We start from the raw sequence: 21,096 nt of genomic DNA on the forward strand, positions 1-21,096 counted from the left end.
GGTTTGATTTAATAATTATAGTCCTTCAAAAGGATTAGTAACAACTTCTTTTCTATCTACGATATAAGGGATAAGTGCTACATGTCTTGCACGCTTAATAGCAACTTCAACCATTTCTTGGTGTTTTTTGCTAGTGCCTGTTAAACGGCGTGGCATGATTTTAAATCTTTCTGATAAAGCATGTTTTAGCAATGCTGTATCTTTATAGTCTATAAAATCAACTTTAGCTTCAGTATATTTACAATATTTGCGTGAGTATTTTCTTTTTTCTGCCATGTTTTTTCCTTTAAAATGGTAATTCTGTATCATCATCATATTTATCAATATCAATTTCCTTCATAGGGGCTTCCTTTTGAGGATTTTGATAGGTATTATTAGATGAATTTGTTCTAGTTTGTACTTGAGCATAAGGATCAAAGCTTTGTTGTTGATTAAAATTTTGATTATAACCATAATTTTGATTTTCAAAATTACTTTGTTGATTATTTTGTACAGTTGAACCTAGCATTTCTAAATTTTCAACTTGAATACTATGCTTTGATCTGTTTTGTCCATTTTGATCGCTCCATTGCTCAAATCTCAAACGACCTTCGATTAAAATTTTACTACCTTTATTAAGGTATTGATTAGCAATTTCTGCAGTTCTTCCAAAAAAGCTAATGTCGATAAAGCAGGTTTCCTCTCTTTTTTCTCCTGTATTTGTACTAAATCTTCTTGTTACAGCTATAGCAGAAGAGCCTATTGCGCTACCTGATGGAGCATAACGCATTTCTATGTCCCTTGTAAGATTCCCTACTAAAACGACTTTGTTAAACATTAATTAGCCTTCTGTGCTTTCACTAGCTTTAATTTCTTTTTTATTTTGTTTGATACCCTTGCTTAGTCTTTCCCAAGCTGCAATTTCTTTTTTATTTTCATATTTTACGATTAAAAATCTGATTACTTCTTCAGTGATTCTTAATACCCTTTCAAGCTCTGCTATTAAATTTGTAGGAGCTTTGAAATAAATCACAAAATAAGTTCCTCTTTCGTATTTTTTAATTTTGTACGCAAGTTTTCTTGTTCCCATTGGAACTACGCTTTCAATTTCCGCGCCATTTTTTGTAAGGACTTCTTTTACGAATTCCAACTTAGCACTTACTTCTTCTTCTGTAAGTGTTGGTTTTAATATGAATAAAACTTCATAATGTCTCATTTAATTTCTCCTTATGGATATAAAGCCTAAAATTTTAGGCAAGGATTTTGCATAAAATGCAAATTTCATTTTACCATAAGTTTTCTTAATTTAACTTTTTAATATGGAGCTAAGTTGTAAAAGTGTTGCGATTAAAAATTCTTTTTTTTCTATTTTAGAATTCTTTTTTAATTCATATTCGCAATTACAAAGTATCAGAAAGATATTTTTATATTGTGATATTTTGATCATAAGAGCTTGTTTTTGAAGATTTTGTGCCACAGAAATAGGTGGAGCATAGCCTAAAATTTCTTTTAAGTCTAAATTTCCATAAATTTTAATATGTAAAGCTATTTTAAAAAGTCTAGAAAAATTTGCATATAAGGCATTAATCAATGCTATTTCATTGTAATTTTCTAAAATATTTTCAAGTTCGTTTCTTAAATCTTGTTTTTGCATTAATTTATCAAAAAAACTTTCAAAACTAATAGTACTTAAACTATAACAATGCTCTTGGATAATTTTTTCATCGATATTTAGACCACTAAATTTATTTAACTCATTAGCTGCTAAATATAAATTTTCATTAAAATTATAAAAAAGAGCATAAAGGGCATTTTGAGTAATGTTAATATTTAATTCTTTAGCTTTTAAAGCTAGTAATTCCATGCCTTCCTTAGCTGAATTTACTTTATAAAATCTACAAAAATTATTAGCAAAAATTTTCTCCGCTTCACTTTGTTTGGAGCTTTCATCATAAATTTCAAGTAAAAAATAATTATCTTGCGAATTTTGACAAAGCTGTAAAAGTTGCTTGAGTTCTTTACTTGGGATTTTCTTTTGAGTTTTGATTTCTAGCAATTTTCTTTCGCTAAATAAGGAAGCGCTAGATAAATAATCATATGCTTGCTTAAAATCATATTCTTCAAAATAAAATCTTAAACTCTCATCAAAAGAGTATTTGTCTTTAATAAATTTAGTATAAAGCTCTATTTGGAAATTATCCGCTCCATAAAGTAAGAAATAATTAGGAAAATTATTGCTATTAAGTAAACTTTGGAGTTGATTTTTATACATTTTGGTTTCTTTCTAAACTAAAATACTTGGTGATTTTGCCAAAAATTTTAGCACTAACAATATCTACTTCAGTGATTTCTACTTCTACATTTTCTAATAAATTTGCCCTTGAACCTACGATGGTAATCAAAGCTCCCTTAATTTCATCATTTAATTTTACTTGTAATGAACTTTGATTTTCTACCACTAAAGCCTTAAATCTTTTTCCTATATTTTCTTTTGCCCATCTTGCAAATTTTCTATCCATGAAATGCCAAGCAACTTTATCCGCCTCTCTTTCTAGTAAGCTTAATTCCTCACAAGTGCTTTGTATATTTAAAAGCAAATAATTAAACATTTTTTCATCATTGTTGATTTTAGCTTTTAAAAGTCTATGTAATATAAGATCAGAATATCTTCTAATAGGACTTGTAAAATGGGTATATTTATCAAAACCTAAGCCAAAATGCCCTGCATTTTCACTAGAATATTCTGCTTTTTTTTGCGCCTTGATGATGAGTTTATCTACTTCTTCTCTTATATTTAGCTCATTTGCTAAGACTTGAATGTCTTTAAATAATTCTATGACATTATTTTTAGGATTAATATCTATACTAAGTGTTGAAAGATCAGCTAGCAATTGATCTATTTTTTTATAATCAGGACTTAAATGATTTCTAAAAACTCCTATATCAATGAGTTTTGCTGCAGCTTTATTAGCTAAAAGCATGCAATCTTCGATTAAATTATGCGAGGCAGTGTCATTTTCAAGGCGTGTTTTTATGAGTTTATTATTTTCATCTAAAGTCATTCTTAGCTCTTGGGTTTTAAACTCACAAGCATTTTTTAATCGTTTTTTTCGTAAATTTTGAGTGATTTTGAAAACCTCATAAAGCCAATTGATTGCGCCTAAATCTTCTTGCGTTTGTAAATACTCATCAACTTCATCGTAATTAAAACGGCGTTTTGAGTTGATAATAGCTTCAAAAAGCTCTTCTTTAATCACTTCATTATTTTGATCTAAGCTTATTTTAAAACAAAATGCTAATCTATCTTCATTAGGTTTTAGTGAGCAAATATTTTCACTCAAAGCTCTTGGTAACATAGGTATAGCAATATGAGGAAAATAAATCGAAAAACCCCTTGATCTTGCTTCTTTATCAATAGCGCTATAAGCATGCACATAAGCGCTTACATCAGCTATGGCTACATAAATAGCATGCTCATTTTTATCATAATAAATTGCATCATCAAAATCTTTTGCATCAATTGGATCAATGGTGCAAAAATTTAAATTTCTAAGATCTTTTCTTGATGGATACATACTTGCATCAACTTTATCTCCATAAGCTTTTGCTTCATTTTCACATAAATTATCAAAAACTGCATTTTTATTAAAAAGTGCTAAGGAAATTTTTTCATCTACAAAATCATCATCAATATGCCCTATCACTTCAGTGATATTATTATCATGATTTTCTATTTTTAAAATAGTTCCTAAAGGCAGAGCTTTTAAGGATTTTTGAGAGGCTTTTAAGGCACATGTAAGTCCTGTTTGAATATTTACTCCAAGGACTGCTTCGCCGTATTTTTTAGTCATAACCAAAGATGTTTCATGGGCTCTTTTAAGTATTAAAATAACTTTAGCACTTGGGCGCTTTTTTTTAAGAGGGAGTAATTTTGCTACAACTATATCAGCATAATTTGCTCCTTTTAAATTTTTATTTTCTATGAGCAAATCACGCTTAAAAACAGGATCAAAACTTTCTAAAAATCCCGTTCCATTAGCTGAAATATCAATCTTACCAAAAGTAAAGCCATCTTTTAAATAGTATTTGTTTTTATAAAATTTAATGATATCGCAAGTTAGTAACTCTCTAATGATTTGCTTGCTTTTATTGGTAATTTCATCAGCATTTAGACCATAGCTTAGTTGATTAAATAATTCTTTCATAATACTCTTTATAGTAATTTTTCAAAACTTAAATTTTATCATAAAAGGATTAAATTTATATTTTTTAGTTATAATCTTTGCTTTAATTTTAATTTTAGGAGTGCATAATGGCTGTGTCAATTTATTATGATAAAGATTGTGATATTAATTTAATAAAATCAAAAAAAGTAGCTATTATAGGTTTTGGCTCTCAAGGTCATGCTCATGCTATGAATTTAAGAGATAGTGGTGTAGAAGTGATCATAGGCTTAAAAGAGGGTGGGCAAAGTTGGGCAAAAGCTCAAAAAGCAAATTTTATAGTAAAAAGTGTAAAAGAAGCTACTAAAGAAGCAGATTTGATTATGATTTTAGCTCCTGATGAAATTCAAAGTGAAATTTTTAATGAAGAAATTAAAACTGAATTAAAAGCAGGTAAAACTCTAGCATTTGCACATGGATTTAATATCCATTATGGACAAATTGTTGCTCCAAAAGGTATAGATGTGATTATGATAGCTCCTAAAGCTCCAGGTCATACTGTAAGACATGAATTTAGTATAGGCGGGGGCACTCCTTGCTTAATTGCTATCCACCAAGATGAAAGTAAAAATGCTAAAAATTTAGCTTTAAGTTATGCTAGTGCTATAGGTGGTGGTAGAACAGGTATTATAGAAACGACTTTTAAAGCTGAAACTGAAACAGATTTATTTGGCGAACAAGCGGTGCTTTGTGGAGGACTTAGTGCTTTAATCCAAGCTGGTTTTGAAACCTTAGTTGAAGCAGGGTATGAACCTGAAATGGCGTATTTTGAGTGTTTGCATGAAATGAAATTAATTGTAGATTTGATTTATCAAGGTGGTATTGCTGATATGAGATATTCTGTTTCTAATACTGCTGAATATGGAGATTATATCACAGGGCCTAAGATTATTACCAAAGAAACTAAAGAGGCTATGAAAGGTGTTTTAAAAGATATACAAAATGGAAGTTTTGCTAAAGATTTTATCTTAGAAAGAAGAGCGAATTTTGCAAGAATGCATGCAGAGCGTAAATTAATGAATGATTCTTTGATAGAAAAAACAGGACGCGAACTTCGCGCTATGATGCCTTGGATTAGTGCTAAAAAATTAGTTGATAAAGATAAAAACTAATTTGAAAACTATAAATAAAAAATACAAAGTGCTTTTAGCGCTTTGTCTTGTTGTAATTGGAATTTTTCTTTTTGCATTTGGAGCTTTGTTTTTAAAAAAAGAAGAAAATAAAGGTTTAGATTACAATCAAACAATAAACAAAAAAGAACCATTACCTATAATAGAACAAGAAAATAATTTTAGTTTTAATGATATAAATTTGACTTTAGAAAATGAAAATTTAGAATTTTTAGATAAAAATATTAGTGAAATTTTAAATTTAAACCCTGTAAATACAGAGTTAAATCAAACTAAAGAAGATAATCAAACTTCAATTTTAGAAGTAATAGATCAAAATACAAGCAAAGAATCAAAAAATGAAGAGCAAAATATATCAGATAAAAGCGAGGATAATAAAACTCAAATTCTAGTACAAAAAAATACCAAGCCTCGTCTAGCAATTATTATAGATGATATGGCAAGTCACACTCATGTAGATATGCTTAAAAAAACAAATTTAAAATTAATCCCATCTTTTTTTCCACCTGATAAACGCCATCCTTATACAGCTGAGTTTGCAAAGGATTTTGACTTTTTTATGGTGCATTTGCCTCTTGCTGCTATAAAATATGACAAGGCAGAATTAAACACTTTACACCCTAGTGATGATATGGAAAAAATAAGCAAGCGTATTGCTTTTGTAAAAGAACAATTTCCAAAGGTAAAATTTATTAACAACCATACAGGAAGTTTATTTACTGCAAATAAGCAGGCTATGGAAAAATTATTTAATGCTTTTAAACAAAATGATTTTATTTTTGTAGATTCAAGAACCATAGGAAATTCTAAAGCTAAAAATTTAGTAAGTCAATTTAATCAGCCTTATATAGCTAGAGATGTTTTTTTGGATAATGAAGATGATATAGCATATATTAAAAATCAACTCAAACAAGCAGTAGAAGAGGCAAGAAAGAAAGGTTTTGCTATAGCTATTGGTCATCCAAGAGAAAAGACTTTTAAAGCTTTGGTGCAAAGTAAAGATTTGTTAAATTCAGTTGAACTTGTATATTTAAATGAAATTTATTGAGAATATTGAAGATTTTAAAAATCTTTTAAATCCACCTTCAAAGATTTATTATAAAGGCAATTTAGAGCTTTTAAATGCTAGAAAAGTAGCTATTATAGGTTCTAGAAAAATGAGCGTTTATACTAAAAATTGTCTCATTGAGTTAGTATCTTTGTTAAAAAAGACTAAGGTTTGTGTAGTAAGTGGTGGGGCTTTGGGTGTGGATATCCAAGCAGCTAAAATAGCTTATCCTCAAACTATAGCCATATTTGCTAATGGACTTGATGAGATTTATCCAAAAGCTAATACAAATGAAATTTTAAATATTTATGAAAATGCATTAGCTTTAAGTGAAAATGAAGCAAAATATAAAGCAAAGCCATATGATTTTTTATTAAGAAATAGGCTTATTATTGCTTTAAGTGAGGTTGTTATAATAGCTCAAGCTGATTTAAAAAGTGGTTCTATGCAAAGTGCAAGGCTTGCTTTGAGTATGAATAAACCTATATATGTATTACCTCATAGGAAAGATGAAAGTGAAGGAACAAATTTACTTTTAGCCACAAAAAAAGCAAATTTAATTCATAATTTTGAGGAATTTGTAAAAATGTTTGGAGAGCTTTATCAAGAGCAAAGTGAGGATGATTTGTTAAGCTTTTTAAAGCATGAAAATGATTTAGAAAAAGTTTTGAAAAAATTTGGTGATAGAGTTTATGAATATGAACTTGAGGGTCTGGTGGAAATTTCTGGAGTGAAAGTAAGAGCTTGCATATGAATACTTTAGCGTTAGATATAGGTTTAAAGCGTATTGGTGTTGCTTTGTGTATTAATAAAAGCATGGCCATGCCACTTGAAGCTATCATTAGAAAAAACCGCAATCAAGCAGCAAATGAGGTAAAAAAATACATTAAAGACTATGATGTAAATACTTTGGTGGTAGGAATTCCTTTGGGCGGATCTAGTGAAGATGAAATGCGAAAAAGAATAGAGTATTTCATATCTTTACTTGGTTTTGATAAAGAAGTTTTTTTTGTTGATGAGAGTTTTAGCTCTAAAAACGCACAAGAGCTTGGTGTAGTGAATTTAAAGAAAAAAGATGGCAAACTTGATTCTTTAGCTGCATATTTATTTTTAAAGGATTTTTATGGCCTTGCTTGATTTAAATACAGCTTTAGATGAAATTTATACAAAAGAGCAAAAAGAACAAATCCTTCAAAGTTTTAATCAAGAAAAATATGTCAATATTTTTAGAAATTCTTTGCTTATTGACAATGAAAAACTAGAAGAAATTCTAAATGAAAAAAATATAAAATTTAAAAAAATTGATTTGTATTGTTATAAAATACCTAGTATTTTTAAAAGCAAATTAAGCTCAATGAATGCTTTTAATGAGGGTAAGTTTTATATACAAAATTATTCTTCGTATTTATGTGCTAAAACCTTGGGCGTTAAAGCTGGTGAGAGTGTATTAGATATGTGTGCAGCTCCTGGTGGAAAAAGTTTAAATTTGGCCAATTTTATGCAAAATGAAGGTTATTTAGCAAGTTGTGAATTATCTAAAACACGCTTTTTTACCTTAAAAACAACTATGGAAAATTATCAAGTTAAAATTGCAAAATGCTTCTTAAAAGACGCACGCACTATAGGTAAAGCTTGTCCTTTGAAATTTGATAAAATTTTGCTTGATGCGCCTTGTTCAACTTTTGCAAAAATGGGTTTTGAAATACAAAAAAACACAAAAGAAATTAAGAAAATAGCAAATTTACAAAAAAAACTTTTACATTCAGCATTACTAGCCTTAAAACATGGTGGGGAATTGGTGTATAGTACTTGTACATTTTTAAGAGAAGAAAATGAAGCTGTTTTAGAAAATGCGTTAAGAAATGAAAATTTTAAATTAGAATTACTAGATTTTGATTTATTAAATGTTAATTTCATTAATGCGAAAAGTGATGATTTTGACTTGTCATTTGCCAAAAGAGTTTTACCAGATAATTATGCAGATGGGTTTTTTATAGCAAAAGTGAAAAAACATTAAAAATCAATAAAATTAAATGTGAAAAATATTTTTACTCATAAAACTTAAAGTGCTATTTTTAGATACTTAGAAGCTAAAATCACATCGTGAAACTCTTGTGAATAAAATATTGAAATTTTGAAAACTTAAATTAAAGAAGTGGTAAATAACTAAAATAAAATATATTAAAGATAAATAAGCACTAGGCTTATTTATCTCTTAAATTTAATTCGCTGATTAATTTAGAATAAGCTTGATAATCTTTTCTTTTTAGATAAGATAAAAGTCTTTTTCTTTGACCAACAAGCTTTAAAAGACCTAAACGAGAAGAAAAATCTTTTTTGTAGATTTTTAAATGTTCTGTTAAATCTGAAATTCTTGCACTTAAAAGTGCGATTTGAACTTCTGGAGAACCCGTATCTCCTTCTTTTCTAGCAAATTTTGCAACTATTTCTGCTTTTTTAGCCGAATCTAAAGCCATAATAGACCTCCTGAGCGGTATTAAAATAAAAAGTGCAATTATAACTAAAAAAACAAAAAAAATGCTGAAATTTAAAAAATAAGAAATTTAATATTTAACAACACATATTTTTGATATAATTAAAATTTTTATTTAAAGTTAAAAATAGATATTGTTTATTAATATTTCAGTGAAAGGAAAAAAGTGTTATTTACCAAAGCTAGCGAATATGCTTTATTGTCTTTAATTCATATAGCAAAATCCCAAGAACCGCAAGATGTAGATACTATGTCAAGTGTTTTAGATATACCAAAAAGTTTTTTGGCGAAAATTTTACAAGCACTTGCCAAAGACGCACTTTTGAAATCTTATAAGGGTGCTAAAGGTGGATTTATGCTTGTTAAAAAGCCAAGTGAATACACTTTAAAAGAAATTATTAATAGTGTAGAGAAAAAATCTATCAATGTATTTGAGTGCAGTAATGGAATTTGTCCTTCGCAAAAAGAAGAAAATTGTAAAATTATGCCTGTGTTGGTAAAGCTTCAAAATAAGATAGATGATTTTTTAGTTTCTATTACTCTAGAGGATATTATTCAAAATAATGGCTAAAAGGGATATTTTTAGCTTAGTATTGCCTTGGATTGCTCCACTTGTTGCACCTATTTTAAAGGCAAAGAGTCTAACTATAGTAGCTGTAATTATTGCAATTTTAGCTATTATTATAGTACCTTTACCAAGTATAGTTTTAGATTTTTTTCTTGCTTTAAGTATAGCAATTTCAGTTTTAATTATTTTAATTTCTTTATATATACCAAAACCTACAGATTTAACAACTTTTCCAACTATGATTTTAATTATTACGCTTTTTAGACTTTCACTTAACATAGCTACAACGCGTATGATTTTAAGCGAGGGTCATCAAGGTCCAGCTGCTGTTAGTGATATAGTGGCAAGTTTTGGTGAATTTGTTGTTGGTGGAAATTATGTTATAGGTATGGTTGTTTTTTGTATTTTAGTTTTAATCAATTTTATGGTTGTAACTAAAGGTAGTACAAGGGTTTCTGAAGTTCAAGCAAGATTTACCCTTGATGCAATGCCAGGTAAGCAAATGGCTATTGATGCGGATTTAAATGCAGGTTTGATTGATGAAAAAACTGCACGCGCAAGACGCCAAGAAATCATAGCTGAAGCAAATTTTTATGGAGCAATGGATGGTTCTTCTAAATTTATAAAAGGGGATGCTGTTGCTGGGATTATTATCACCATTGTAAATTTAATTGGTGGGTTTATGATAGGTTATTTTCAGCATGATATGGAGCTTGGAGAATGTGCTTCAACTTATACTATATTAACAATAGGCGATGGACTTGTTTCTCAAATTCCTGGACTTATAACTTCAACGGCAACTGCAATTATCATCACGCGTGCTAGTAAAGATGAGGATAATTTTGCTGAAGGTTCTATCAATCAGCTTTTAGGGGAATACAAAACTTTATTAATTGTAGGCTTTGTTTTATTTATATTTGCTTTAGTACCAGGCTTGCCACATTTTTCTTTGGGCTTTATGGCTTTGGTGTTTTTAGGACTTGGTTATATGATAAAGCAAGTGCAAGAAGGTAAAATTCAAATCAATGCAATTTCAGCTAAAAAGTCTCAAGAAACCCATGAAGAAGAACAAGCTAAACCTCAAAAACGCAGCGAAGAAGAAATCTTAAAAGAAGAAGAGAATAAAATCACAGATATTTTAAAATTAGAAATTTTAGAATTAGAATTAGGTTATGGACTTATCAAACTAGCAGAAAGTGAATTAACAGAGCGTATTAGATCAACAAGACGCAATATAGCTCAAAGTTTAGGTTTTTTAATGCCAAAAATTAGAATTAGAGATAATTTGCAATTAAAACCAAATGAATATACTTTTAAACTCAAAGGTGTAGGTATAGCTAGTGCTGAAATTTATCCTGATAAATATCTAGCTATGGATAGTGGTTTTATCACTGAACCTATCGAAGGTATAGCTACTAAAGAACCTGCTTTTAATTCTGATGCTTTGTGGATAGAATCATCTTTAAAAGACGAGGCAACGCTGAATGGTTATATTGTAATTGATCCAGCAAGTGTGATTTCAACCCATATGAGTGAGCTTATAAAAGCTAATGCTTCAGAGCTTTTAACTAAACAAGAAGTGCAAAATTTACTAGATAAAATCAAAAATGATTATCCTATCGTGGTAGATGATTGTTTAAGAGTTGCTAGTATAGGTTTGATTCAAAAAGTTTTAAAAGCTTTACTTAAAGAGCATATTCCTATTAAAGATATGCTTACAATTTTAGAATCAATTAGTGATATAGCTGAAGTAAGCAAGAGTTTGGATATGATTATTGAGCATGTAAGGGCTTCTTTAGCAAGAGCGATTACAAATTTATATGTGGATGAAAAAGGGCAAATTAGCTTTTATATTTTTGATGCAGCTGCAGCTGCAAAATTAATGGAGCATGTGCAGTTTAAAGATGGTTCGTATCATTTAATGATAAATGTAGCTCAAACTGGTGCTTTGGTAGAAGCTTTAAAAGCTGAACTTGCAAGTGTGGCAAATACAAGAATTAAACCTTTCTTGCTTTGTGTTGAGCCGCAACTTAGAAAATTTATCGCTGATATTTGTTCTAATTTTGGTATTAATATTACGGTCTTAAGTTTTGCTGAGATTGCAGAAAATACTAAATTTGAAACAGAAGGTATTATAAAAGTTGATAATTTATAAAGGAAAAATATGAAAATTTATCATCTTTCACATACGGATTTAGATGGTTATGCTTGTCAGTATGTGCTAGATTTTTATTTTAAGAATTGTTATTTTTATAATTCTAATTATGGTAAAGAGATTAATGAAAATTTTAATGTGATTTTTAAAAATATAGAAGAAGATTTAAAGCAAAATCCTAATGAAGAATTTGTGATTTTAATCACGGATTTAAATTTAACATTAAGTCAATGTGAAGATTTTCAAAAAGCCATAGAAGGCAAAAAAATCAAACTTTTACTTTTAGATCATCATCAAAGTGGCTTAGAATGTATGCAAAAATATCCTTGGTATTTTTTAGATGATAAAAGATGTGCTACTAAGATTGTTTATGATTTTTTTAGTAAATGTTATGGTGAAAATAAGGCTTTGTCAGAATTTGTAGATGTGGTAAATGCAGTAGATATTTGGTTGAGTGAAGATGAGAATTTTGAACTTGGAAAAGTACTACTTGGTATGGTTTCTGGAGCAAAAGAAATCAATAGAGTAATGTTTGCACAAGAAAATATCAAATATCTTTTTTATCTTTTTGATGTTTGTAGAAAATACATTCATCAAAAAAATGCTCATATTAATTTAGATGATGATTTACATGGCTTAAAAAAATCTTTTTTTAAAAAAGAAAATGATGATACTTTAAGCAATTTAATTTCTAAATTTATAGTAGAAAGACTAAGTGTAAATAAAGAAAAATTTAGTGTATTTTATAAAGGAAGTAAAGGTTTATTAACTTCAAATATAGGCAATACTTCCGTAATTGGAAATGATTTTTTAATGCAAAATCCTGATTTTGATTTTTTTGTTGATCTTAGTTCGAGAAAAACCTTAAGTTTTAGAGCAAATAATAAAATCGATGTGAGTTTGATGGCTAAAAGTTTGGTCAATGGGGGAGGGCATAAAAATGCTAGCGGAGGATTATTTGCTGCGTATAAAGATAGCTCTAATTATGATTTTATAAAAGCACAATTTGTAGATTTAATTAAAAGTAAAGAATTAAAGGAAAATAATGAAAACAAATCATGATTTTAAAGAAGAAATAGAAAATTTACAATATGAATTAAGTATAGTTTTAGAAGCAATGCTCTTGTTTGCTGGGGTAAAAAGAGTAAAATTAGAAAAAGCAATTGGAGTTTATATTGATTGTATTGATGAAGTTTGTCATAATACCCAAAAAGAAGGAGTTGATGAGATCTTAGAAGTAGTGGAGTACTTAAAAATTCATCATAAAGATTTATTTGAATGAAAAATTTATTATTGCTTTTTATAGGAATTTTTTCTTATGCAAATATCTATGAAGATTTAAGTGATTTTGCTTATAATAAACAAAACACGCTAAATTTAAGCTCTAGTCAAGCTTTATTTTTAGAATACAAACAAAACAAACAAGCTTGTGTAGATATAGTACTTGCTAAAGATAAGGCTTTTGTGGTTAAAATTTATCCATTGTGTGAAAATTTAAACGAAAAAAGTCTAAATGAATACTTAAATACGCAATTTATAAGTTTATACACTAAAGATTTATCAAAACTAAAAAAAGAAATTGCTGATATTAAAAATATTATGCGCGATTTTATGATTTATTATACCTTGCATCAATCTTTTGCAAATGAAATTAAGAGAATGAGTAAAAATGATAAATTACAAGCGTATGAACTAGATGAGAAAAAAGGTGGAAAAATTCTCTACAAGGTCAATAATCAAGCTTGTGTAATTTTTGATTTATATTTAGATGAAAATTTGCAAGCTAGTATGCAAGTAAGTGGAATGGAAAATTTGGATAAAACTTGTATGGAGTTAATCTCATCCCCTGATTTTAAAGACTTATCTTTCACAAAAGAGGGTATGAGAAAATATAAATTAAAAAACTAGTCTAAAAAATCTTAAATAATATAACTTTAAAATTCTACTTAAAGCCATTTTTTTTCTTTCTATATTGGAAAACACATAAGCTTCAAGATCTTGCTTTTCTCTTAAAGTAAGATTTTTCATTATTATAAACCTTTTAAAAAATATTGCTAGACGCAATTATATTATCTTTTCTTTTAAAAAAACTGAAAAATAAGTTTTTATATATTATATATAAATGGCTAAATAAACTTTAGTTATATAGACTAAATAATTTTAAATATTTTTATTTAAAAATAACTTGACATTATTATACTAAAGTTGTATAATTATTTTGTCACTTAAAAACATTGAGTGCTAAAATAAAAAATTTAAGGTTTTATAGTGAAGTCTTATAGTAAAAAAGATTTAATTTTAAAAACTATCATTGAAACCTATCTAGAGGGTAATAACCCTGTGGGTTCTAATGAGTTAAATCATAAAGTTAGCATACCTGCTTCTACTATAAGAGTTTATTTTAAAAAATTAAGCGATGAGGGTGTATTAACGCAACTTCATATTAGCAGTGGTCGCATACCAACTTTTAGTGCTATGAAGGCTTATTGGTATGAGCAACTTTGCGAAGATGAGATTGTGATTAACGATCTTGCATTATTAGAGTTTTTGCTTGATAAGTTTGAAATTTATACCTTAGTTTATGGTGGCGATGAGCTTATTTTACAAGATATTACCAAGGTTAATGATAAATTTATCATACTTGATTTTGGACAAAATGAGTTGGTTTTAAGATTTAGCCAAGATAGTCTGGTTTTCTTACAAAGACTTATAGGACTTGATCTAAAAAGTATTGAAAATTTAGCTTTTAGAGTTGAGTTTAAAGAGTTATTGGAAAAAATAACTATGCTAAAAGAAGCTATGGTTTATTATAGATATAATGAGAGTAAAGCTTATCAAATTTATCAAAATGATGAATTTGCTAAGCTTTTATCTCCTCAAATTGGATTTTATTTTAACGATAAATTGCAATTTGATCCTTTATTTGAAGAGGGTTTTATGGGATTAAAGCTTAAGAGTACATTTTTAGGCAAAGAATCTAATGTGGTTTTTGCTGGTAGTGTGTATTCTGATTTTAAAACAATGTTAAATATTATAAAGGAGGCTGCGTGAGCGAAGAAAAGCAAAATGAGCAAATGCAAGAAGAAGCAGTGGAAAATTCAGAAAATCAAAACAATGAATTAGAAAAACTTCAAGCAGAGTATAATGAGTTAAAAGATACTTATTTAAGAGCAAATGCTGAATTTGAAAATATCAAAAAAAGAATGGAAAAAGAAAAAATTTCAGCAACAATTTATGCAAATGAAAGTTTTGCTAAAGATTTGCTTGATGTAGTTGATGCATTAGAGGCGGCTATTAATGTAGAAGCTAATGATGAATTAAGTTTGAAAATAAAAGAAGGGGTTCAAAACACTTTAGACTTGCTTTTGAAAAAACTTGAAAAACATATGGTTAAAGCAATAGAAGCAAATGGTGAGTTTGATCCAAATTTACATGAAGCGATGTTTCATGTTGAAAGCGCCGATCATGAAAGTAATCATATTGTCCAACTTTTACAAAAGGGCTATATGATGAATGATAGAGTAATTAGATCAGCAAAAGTTAGTGTTGCAAAATAAAATTTAATAAAAAGGATAAAAAATGGCAAAAGTTATAGGTATAGATTTAGGTACAACAAATTCTTGTGTGAGTGTATATGAAAGAGGCGAGAGTAAAGTTATCCCAAATAAAGAAGGTAAAAACACTACTCCTTCAGTAGTTGCTTTTACAGATAAGGGAGAAGTTTTAGTTGGAGATAGCGCTAAGCGTCAAGCTGTGACTAATCCTGAAAAAACTATTTATTCTATAAAAAGAATTATGGGTTTGATGATCAACGAAGAAGCAGCAAAAGAAGCTAAAAATCGCTTACCTTATCATATCACAGAGAGAAATGGGGCTTGTGCGATTGAAATAGCAGGTAAAATTTATACTCCACAAGAAATTTCAGCAAAAGTTTTAATGAAATTAAAAGAAGATGCAGAAGCTTTCTTGGGCGAGAAAGTAGAAGATGCGGTTATTACTGTTCCAGCGTATTTTAATGATGCACAAAGAAAAGCTACAAAAGAAGCAGGACAAATTGCAGGATTGAATGTATTAAGAATTATCAACGAACCAACTGCAGCAGCTTTGGCTTACGGACTTGATAAAAAAGAAAGTGAAAAAATTGTAGTTTATGATTTAGGCGGTGGTACATTTGATGTTACTGTGCTTGAAACAGGTGATAATGTTGTAGAAGTTTTAGCAACAGGCGGTAATGCATTTTTAGGCGGTGATGATTTTGATAATAAATTAATCGATTTTTTAGCAAATGAGTTTAAAGATGAAACAGGTATTGATCTTAAAAACGATGTAATGGCTTTACAAAGATTAAAAGAAGCAGCTGAAAATGCTAAAAAAGAATTGAGTTCAGCTAATGAAACTAATATTAATTTACCATTTATCACAGCTGATGCAAGTGGTCCAAAACACTTAACTAAAACTCTAACAAGAGCTAAATTTGAAAGTATGATTGATGGTTTAGTTGCTGAAACTATTAGTAAAATTAATGAAGTAGTAAAAGATGCAGGGCTTGATAAAAGTGAAGTAAAAGAAATCGTTATGGTGGGTGGTTCTACCCGTGTTCCACTAGTGCAAGAAGAAGTTAAAAAAGCCTTTGGAAAAGAGCTTAATAAATCAGTAAATCCTGATGAAGTTGTTGCAATTGGAGCGGCGATTCAAGGTGCGGTTATTAAAGGTGATGTTAAAGATGTATTATTGCTTGATGTTACTCCGCTTTCTTTAGGTATTGAAACTTTAGGTGGTGTGATGACTAAAATCATCGAAAAAGGTACAACTATACCAACTAAAAAAGAGCAAGTTTTCTCAACTGCTGAAGATAATCAAAGCGCAGTTACTATCAATGTTTTACAAGGTGAGAGAGAATTTAGCCGTGATAATAAATCTTTAGGAAATTTCAATCTTGAAGGAATTCCACCAGCACCTCGCGGTATGCCACAAATTGAAGTAACTTTTGATATTGATGCAAATGGTATTTTAACAGTTAGTGCAAAAGATAAAGCTACAGGTAAGGCTCAAGAGATTAAAATCACAGGTTCAAGCGGACTAAGTGAAGAAGAAATCAACAACATGGTAAAAGATGCAGAGCTTCACAAAGAAGAAGATAGAAAACGCAAGGAGGCAGTAGAAGCTAGAAATGCTGCTGATAGCTTAGTACATCAAGTAGAAAAATCTTTAAGTGAGCTTGGAGATAAAGTAAGCGATGATGATAAAGCAAATATTCAAAAAGCCTTAGATGAGTTAAAAGAGACATTGAAAAATGCTAATGCTTCTAAAGAAGAAATCGAAGGTAAAATGAAAGCTTTAAGTGAAGTTTCTCATAAATTAGCAGAAAATATGTATAAAAAAGAAGAACCAAACGCTCAAAAGAAAAAAGACGATGATGTAATCGATGCTGAAGTTGAGTAAAAACTAAACTAGAAGCCTTGTTGCTTCTAGTTTAATCAATATATTTTTTACAATCTTCCTTAAAATAATTTCTATCAAATCTTGCAAAATTATCATTATTTGGCACTTTATAACATTCAGTGAAATTTTTAGCCTTAAGAATTTTGATATAAAAACTAGGAATGGCTATGTTGTTTTTAATGCGTTTTGGCTTATCATCATAAAGTACCAAATTTAAGACTTCCAATTCTTTATTTTTCTTTGCTAAATATCTTTCTCTTTGTTCGATTTCATTCCAAATTTCTGCATTAATATCTTTTTTTTGCGGAGTGATATTGCTCATTAAAAAAGTGCTAAGTTGGGCTTGTGAGGTTGCATTCATGGATTGATTTGGCACGACATGCCCTCTTGTATAACCACTTCTTAGATAATCCTCCCAATAAGTTCTATACTTTTTAGGAATATTAGTATCATCTTTAAATTTTGGGCGTTTTTTGATGTGTCCTTGATTTAAAATTTTAGCTTCTAGTTTATAAGCAATTGCCTTAGTACCTTTATAATTATAATCATAACAATTAATATAATAATATTTATCCATCAATAAAGAGCAGTCTTTAAAATAAGCTTTAAAGCTAGGATGTAATTCATATTGAGTATAAGCAAAAGAGCTTAAAGCTAAGGCGCAAAGTGTTAAAACTTTTTTCATGCTAAAAGCTTTCTTACCGTTTCATTAAGTCTTTTACCATCAACGCTTGCACCAAAAGCTGTTTTAGCTTCTTTCATCAAAATACCTTGTTCTTTTAAAGAGCTAATTTGTAGTTTTTCTATAAGTTTTTTTAGCTCACTTTCTAATTCCTCATCGCTAAGTTGTTTTGGTAAATAAGCACTTAAAATAGCTACTTCTTGGAGTTCCTTTTGTGCTAAATCTTCTCTAGAACCTTTGCTAAAAGCAAGTGCGGCTTCATTTCGTTTTTTAATCTCACTCGCAATGATTTTATATATTCTTTCATTATTAAGTGTGATTCTCTCATCAACTTCTATTTGTTTAAAGCTAGCATTAAGCGTTCTTAAAGTGTTTCTTTTAAAATCATCTTTATTACGCATAGCTTCTTTGATATCTTCTAAAATTTGATCTTTTAAACTCATTTTTTCTCCTTTAAAATTTGATATTTTTAAAATGTGCTATACACACACCTTCTCTAACACCATCATCAATCACAATGAGCTTTTGCTTATTAAATAAAGCAAAAAGTATCATTGAGCCTGCTATGAGGTATTTTTTTCTATTTTCTCCAAGATAAATTTTAGCTTTTTCTTGTTCTAAATTCCAAATTTTTAATGCAAAATCAAAAAAATCTTTGCGTTTGAGTATTTTGCCATTTACACTTTCTTCTAGATAATCTTTGTATTTTATGTTTTGTTTATAAGCACAAAGTGTGGTAGGTACTCCTGAATTTAGTATGAAAAAATTTCCTTTTAATTTTATATCTTTACTAAGATTAAAAGCTTTTAAGGCAAGTTGCTTTAAATGTGTAGGGTAGGGGCTTAGATGAATTTTTAATTTTTCATCTTTAATACGCACAAGATTTTGTGGATATTTTTTAAAAAATCTTACATAAGCACTTGGTTTTATGGCTTTAAAATGCATTCTTTCATAAAAACTAATGATTCCAAAATCATAACTTTTGCTAAACTTATCATTTGAAATTTCACAAGAAGCACCGCCCAAATCACAATAACTTAAGTCTTTTCTAAAAAGTTTAAGAGCTTTAAGACGCTCTTGCATACCTAAAACGCTTAGTTTTGCTTCGGTTTTTGCATCGATTAATTTTATATCAAGTTTAAATTCTTTTTGAATTTTTTCAAAAATAAGCTTAGTATTTTTTGCTTTTCTAAAAGCAGCTGTGGCGACTGCTTTAGCTTGACTTAAGTTATAATTTTTTTCTTTTAAGATTTTCAAAGCGCTAAAAATTCTTTCTATAGCTTCATCACTAATGGTGTCATTTTGCATATTTTTAGCTGCTCCTATGATAAATTCTTCGCTTTTTAATTTATTAAAATTCTCATCCATCAAAACAGCTCTTAATGTATTTGAACCCATATCAATACCTAGCACTAGCTCTCCTTAAAAAATTTAAAGTATAATAGCAAAAAACTTATAAGGAAAACTTATGCTTTTAGGGGTTAATATCGATCATATAGCAGTTTTAAGAGAAGCTAGAAAAGTAAATGATCCTGATTTGCTTGAAGCTGCGTTTTTGAGTGCAAATTTAGCTGATCAAATCACTATCCATGTAAGAGAAGATCGTCGTCATGCTAATGAGTTTGATTTAGAAAATATCTTAAAATACTGCAAGTGTGTAGTGAATTTAGAATGCTCTATTGATATGATAGAATATGCTTTAAAATACAAACCCTCGCGCGTTACTTTAGTACCTGAAAAAAGACAAGAGCTTACAACAGAAGGTGGTTTAAATTTAGACAATGAAAAATTACAAGAAGCCATTAATGCTTTAAAACAAGAGCAAATCGAAGTTTCTTTGTTTATTGATCCAAATTTAGAAGATATTAATAAATCATCTTCTTTAAATGCTGATTTTATAGAGCTTCATACAGGATTGTATGCTAATATTTATAATGCATTATATACCAATATCAATCAAACTTCTTATGCATTGCCTGAATTAATTTTAAGTAAAAATGAACTCAAAAAGCTTTTAGAAAATGAACTCCAAAGATTAAAACAAAGTGCGAGTTTGGCTAAGGGTTTAAATTTAAGAGTGGCAGCTGGTCATGGGCTTAATTATAAAAATGTAAAAAATATTGTGGATATTTTAGAAATAGAAGAGTTAAATATAGGTCAAAGTATAGTAGCAAGATCGGTTTTTGTAGGCTTAGAAAAAGCTATATTGCAAATGAAAGCTTTGATTAAAAGATGAAAAAAATTGCTATTAGTATAGGAGATTTAAATGGTATAGGTATGCAAATTTTATTATCTTGTCATGATGAGCTAGTAAAAATTTGTGAGCCATATTATTTTGTGCATTATGAATTATTTCAAAAAGCAAATAAACTTTTGAAAATAAATCCTAAATCTAAAATCAATTTAGTTGAAATTTCTAATGCTTTAAAACCACATTTTGCCTTTAAAGAAGAAAAAGAAAATTTTTTAATTTATGAGTTTTCATATCAAGCTAGTAAAATTATTGATTTTGATTTTGAGTTAAATCCTGCAAATTTAGACGCTAAAAGTGGGGTTTATTCTTTTTTAAGTTTTGAAGGAGCTAGTTATTGCACGCATTTGTTTTTAGATGCTTTAGTAACTTTACCGATTAATAAAAAGACTTGGCAAATGGGGGGAGTGAGCTATAAAGGTCATACTGAAGCACTAAGAGATTTTTTCAAACAAGATGCTATTATGATGTTAGGGTGTGATGAGCTTTTTGTGGCTTTATATACTGAGCATATGCCTTTAAGAGATGTTTTTAAAGAGATTAAGGCTTTTAAGCTTGCGAAATTTTTAATTAATTTTTATCAATGCACTTTATTTGAAAAAATTGGAGTTTTGGGTTTTAATCCTCATGCAAGTGATAATGGCGTAATAGGCGGAGAAGAAGAGCAGGAAATAAAAAAAGCTATAAGAATGGCAAATGTATTTTTAAAAGATCATGCATTAAATTTACAAAATTTAGAAAATGAATATTTTTTAAGTCAAAAAGAAAAAGAGTTTTCTTATAAGGAAAATATTTTTTTAAGTGAGCCTTTAGTGGCCGATAGTGCTTTTACTCCTTTTGCATTAAGTAAATGCAAGTATTTAGTCAGCATGTATCATGATTTAGCCTTAGCACCTTTAAAAGCTTTGTATTTTGATAAAAGTATTAATGCGAGTTTAAATTTACCCATAATTCGAACTAGTGTTGATCATGGAACAGCTTATGATAGGGCTTATAAAAATGAAAAAATAAACTTACAAAGTTATATGCAAGCAGTAAAATCTGCTTTACAATTTTTACAAATCAAAGAAAAAAATAAGTAAAAGTTACTAAAATATTCTTAAAATAATTTCTTAAGGAGAATG

Annotated in this window: 25 protein-coding genes; 15 read left to right on the top strand and 10 right to left on the bottom strand. The window is 28.8% G+C overall.

Annotation, left to right across the window (positions count from 1 at the left end; genetic code table 11):
• Nucleotides 1-15: 15 nt before the first annotated feature.
• The 5 genes from rpsR to L8X97_RS02395 form a co-directional block, all read right to left on the bottom strand.
• Complete coding sequence (rpsR, locus tag L8X97_RS02375) at nucleotides 16-276, bottom strand: 30S ribosomal protein S18 (protein ID WP_039618521.1); 261 nt, start codon at nucleotides 274-276, stop codon at nucleotides 16-18.
• Nucleotides 277-286: 10 nt separating this feature from the next.
• Entirely contained in the window at nucleotides 287-817 is a 531-nt protein-coding gene (locus tag L8X97_RS02380) for a single-stranded DNA-binding protein (RefSeq protein ID WP_133318788.1), read from the bottom strand.
• Nucleotides 818-820: 3 nt separating this feature from the next.
• Nucleotides 821-1,195, bottom strand: a complete 375-nt coding sequence (rpsF, locus tag L8X97_RS02385) for a 30S ribosomal protein S6 (protein ID WP_133318789.1) — start codon at nucleotides 1,193-1,195, stop codon at nucleotides 821-823.
• Between the two features lie 90 nt (nucleotides 1,196-1,285).
• Nucleotides 1,286-2,251 (bottom strand): DNA polymerase III subunit delta, encoded by a 966-nt coding sequence (gene holA / locus L8X97_RS02390; protein WP_263659085.1) that lies wholly within the window; start codon nucleotides 2,249-2,251, stop codon nucleotides 1,286-1,288.
• Nucleotides 2,244-4,184, bottom strand: a complete 1,941-nt coding sequence (locus L8X97_RS02395) for a VacB/RNase II family 3'-5' exoribonuclease (protein ID WP_263662537.1) — start codon at nucleotides 4,182-4,184, stop codon at nucleotides 2,244-2,246. Before L8X97_RS02395 ends, holA begins: the two co-directional genes overlap by 8 nt.
• A 107-nt stretch (nucleotides 4,185-4,291) precedes the next feature.
• Here L8X97_RS02395 and ilvC point away from each other — a divergent pair, with 107 nt between their 5' ends.
• The 5 genes from ilvC to L8X97_RS02420 are packed head-to-tail and all read left to right on the top strand — an operon-like array spanning nucleotide 4,292 to nucleotide 8,397.
• A complete protein-coding gene (ilvC, locus tag L8X97_RS02400) occupies nucleotides 4,292-5,314 on the top strand; it encodes a ketol-acid reductoisomerase (protein ID WP_263659087.1) in 1,023 nt (340 codons plus the stop codon).
• A 1-nt stretch (nucleotide 5,315) separates the two neighbouring features.
• Nucleotides 5,316-6,380 (top strand): divergent polysaccharide deacetylase family protein, encoded by a 1,065-nt coding sequence (locus tag L8X97_RS02405; RefSeq protein WP_263659088.1) that lies wholly within the window; start codon nucleotides 5,316-5,318, stop codon nucleotides 6,378-6,380.
• On the top strand, nucleotides 6,367-7,134 hold the full coding sequence (locus L8X97_RS02410) for a DNA-protecting protein DprA (protein WP_263659089.1): 768 nt from the start codon (nucleotides 6,367-6,369) through the stop codon (nucleotides 7,132-7,134). Before L8X97_RS02405 ends, L8X97_RS02410 begins: the two co-directional genes overlap by 14 nt.
• Nucleotides 7,131-7,517 (top strand): Holliday junction resolvase RuvX, encoded by a 387-nt coding sequence (gene ruvX / locus L8X97_RS02415; protein WP_263659090.1) that lies wholly within the window; start codon nucleotides 7,131-7,133, stop codon nucleotides 7,515-7,517. Before L8X97_RS02410 ends, ruvX begins: the two co-directional genes overlap by 4 nt.
• Entirely contained in the window at nucleotides 7,504-8,397 is an 894-nt protein-coding gene (locus L8X97_RS02420) for an RsmB/NOP family class I SAM-dependent RNA methyltransferase (protein ID WP_263659091.1), read from the top strand. The genes ruvX and L8X97_RS02420 overlap by 14 nt, the downstream gene beginning before the upstream one ends.
• Before the next feature lie 187 nt (nucleotides 8,398-8,584).
• On the opposite strand, the gene rpsO is transcribed toward L8X97_RS02420, so the two are convergent.
• A complete protein-coding gene (rpsO, locus tag L8X97_RS02425) occupies nucleotides 8,585-8,857 on the bottom strand; it encodes a 30S ribosomal protein S15 (RefSeq protein WP_012661650.1) in 273 nt (90 codons plus the stop codon).
• A gap of 183 nt (nucleotides 8,858-9,040) precedes the next feature.
• Here rpsO and L8X97_RS02430 point away from each other — a divergent pair, with 183 nt between their 5' ends.
• From L8X97_RS02430 to L8X97_RS02450, 5 genes are read left to right on the top strand one after another with little or no spacing between them, the layout of a single operon-like run.
• Nucleotides 9,041-9,445, top strand: a complete 405-nt coding sequence (locus L8X97_RS02430) for an Rrf2 family transcriptional regulator (protein ID WP_220567238.1) — start codon at nucleotides 9,041-9,043, stop codon at nucleotides 9,443-9,445.
• Nucleotides 9,438-11,597, top strand: coding sequence for a flagellar biosynthesis protein FlhA (gene flhA, locus L8X97_RS02435; protein WP_133318796.1), 2,160 nt, complete (start codon nucleotides 9,438-9,440; stop codon nucleotides 11,595-11,597). Before L8X97_RS02430 ends, flhA begins: the two co-directional genes overlap by 8 nt.
• A gap of 9 nt (nucleotides 11,598-11,606) precedes the next feature.
• Nucleotides 11,607-12,659, top strand: a complete 1,053-nt coding sequence (locus L8X97_RS02440; protein WP_263659093.1) for a DHH family phosphoesterase — start codon at nucleotides 11,607-11,609, stop codon at nucleotides 12,657-12,659.
• Nucleotides 12,643-12,879 (top strand): hypothetical protein, encoded by a 237-nt coding sequence (locus L8X97_RS02445; RefSeq protein ID WP_263659094.1) that lies wholly within the window; start codon nucleotides 12,643-12,645, stop codon nucleotides 12,877-12,879. Before L8X97_RS02440 ends, L8X97_RS02445 begins: the two co-directional genes overlap by 17 nt.
• The gene (locus L8X97_RS02450) at nucleotides 12,876-13,505 is read left to right on the top strand and encodes a hypothetical protein (protein ID WP_263662538.1); all 630 of its coding nucleotides are present in this window, start codon (nucleotides 12,876-12,878) and stop codon (nucleotides 13,503-13,505) included. The genes L8X97_RS02445 and L8X97_RS02450 overlap by 4 nt, the downstream gene beginning before the upstream one ends.
• Here the strand turns inward: L8X97_RS02450 and L8X97_RS02455 are convergent.
• Entirely contained in the window at nucleotides 13,494-13,625 is a 132-nt protein-coding gene (locus L8X97_RS02455; RefSeq protein WP_256374638.1) for a hypothetical protein, read from the bottom strand. The two genes, L8X97_RS02450 and L8X97_RS02455, sit on opposite strands and share 12 nt — an antisense overlap.
• A gap of 240 nt (nucleotides 13,626-13,865) precedes the next feature.
• Here L8X97_RS02455 and L8X97_RS02460 point away from each other — a divergent pair, with 240 nt between their 5' ends.
• The 3 genes from L8X97_RS02460 to dnaK are packed head-to-tail and all read left to right on the top strand — an operon-like array spanning nucleotide 13,866 to nucleotide 17,039.
• Nucleotides 13,866-14,648: an HrcA family transcriptional regulator gene (locus L8X97_RS02460; protein WP_258107533.1), complete on the top strand. Its 783-nt coding sequence runs from the start codon at nucleotides 13,866-13,868 to the stop codon at nucleotides 14,646-14,648.
• Nucleotides 14,645-15,154: a nucleotide exchange factor GrpE gene (gene grpE, locus L8X97_RS02465; RefSeq protein WP_114640401.1), complete on the top strand. Its 510-nt coding sequence runs from the start codon at nucleotides 14,645-14,647 to the stop codon at nucleotides 15,152-15,154. Before L8X97_RS02460 ends, grpE begins: the two co-directional genes overlap by 4 nt.
• Nucleotides 15,155-15,176: 22 nt before the next feature.
• Entirely contained in the window at nucleotides 15,177-17,039 is a 1,863-nt protein-coding gene (gene dnaK, locus L8X97_RS02470) for a molecular chaperone DnaK (RefSeq protein ID WP_263659097.1), read from the top strand.
• Between the two features lie 31 nt (nucleotides 17,040-17,070).
• On the opposite strand, the gene L8X97_RS02475 is transcribed toward dnaK, so the two are convergent.
• Genes L8X97_RS02475 through L8X97_RS02485 form a run of 3 tightly spaced genes read right to left on the bottom strand, consistent with a single transcriptional unit; the run spans nucleotide 17,071 to nucleotide 19,134 of the window.
• On the bottom strand, nucleotides 17,071-17,724 hold the full coding sequence (locus L8X97_RS02475; RefSeq protein ID WP_263659098.1) for a DNA/RNA non-specific endonuclease: 654 nt from the start codon (nucleotides 17,722-17,724) through the stop codon (nucleotides 17,071-17,073).
• Nucleotides 17,721-18,164, bottom strand: a complete 444-nt coding sequence (locus L8X97_RS02480) for a GatB/YqeY domain-containing protein (protein WP_263662539.1) — start codon at nucleotides 18,162-18,164, stop codon at nucleotides 17,721-17,723. Before L8X97_RS02480 ends, L8X97_RS02475 begins: the two co-directional genes overlap by 4 nt.
• Nucleotides 18,165-18,174: 10 nt before the next feature.
• Complete coding sequence (locus tag L8X97_RS02485; protein ID WP_263662540.1) at nucleotides 18,175-19,134, bottom strand: Ppx/GppA family phosphatase; 960 nt, start codon at nucleotides 19,132-19,134, stop codon at nucleotides 18,175-18,177.
• Between the two features lie 55 nt (nucleotides 19,135-19,189).
• Between L8X97_RS02485 and L8X97_RS02490 the strand changes: the two genes are divergently transcribed.
• Both L8X97_RS02490 and pdxA read left to right on the top strand, forming a co-directional pair.
• A complete protein-coding gene (locus L8X97_RS02490; protein ID WP_263662541.1) occupies nucleotides 19,190-19,957 on the top strand; it encodes a pyridoxine 5'-phosphate synthase in 768 nt (255 codons plus the stop codon).
• Nucleotides 19,954-21,054: a 4-hydroxythreonine-4-phosphate dehydrogenase gene (pdxA, locus tag L8X97_RS02495; RefSeq protein ID WP_263659102.1), complete on the top strand. Its 1,101-nt coding sequence runs from the start codon at nucleotides 19,954-19,956 to the stop codon at nucleotides 21,052-21,054. The genes L8X97_RS02490 and pdxA overlap by 4 nt, the downstream gene beginning before the upstream one ends.
• Nucleotides 21,055-21,096: the final 42 nt, after the last annotated feature.

Origin of the sequence: Campylobacter sp. CNRCH_2013_0671h (assembly GCF_025773055.1) — a bacterium.
In the GTDB taxonomy this organism is placed as follows: Bacteria; Campylobacterota; Campylobacteria; order Campylobacterales; family Campylobacteraceae; genus Campylobacter_D; species Campylobacter_D lari_D.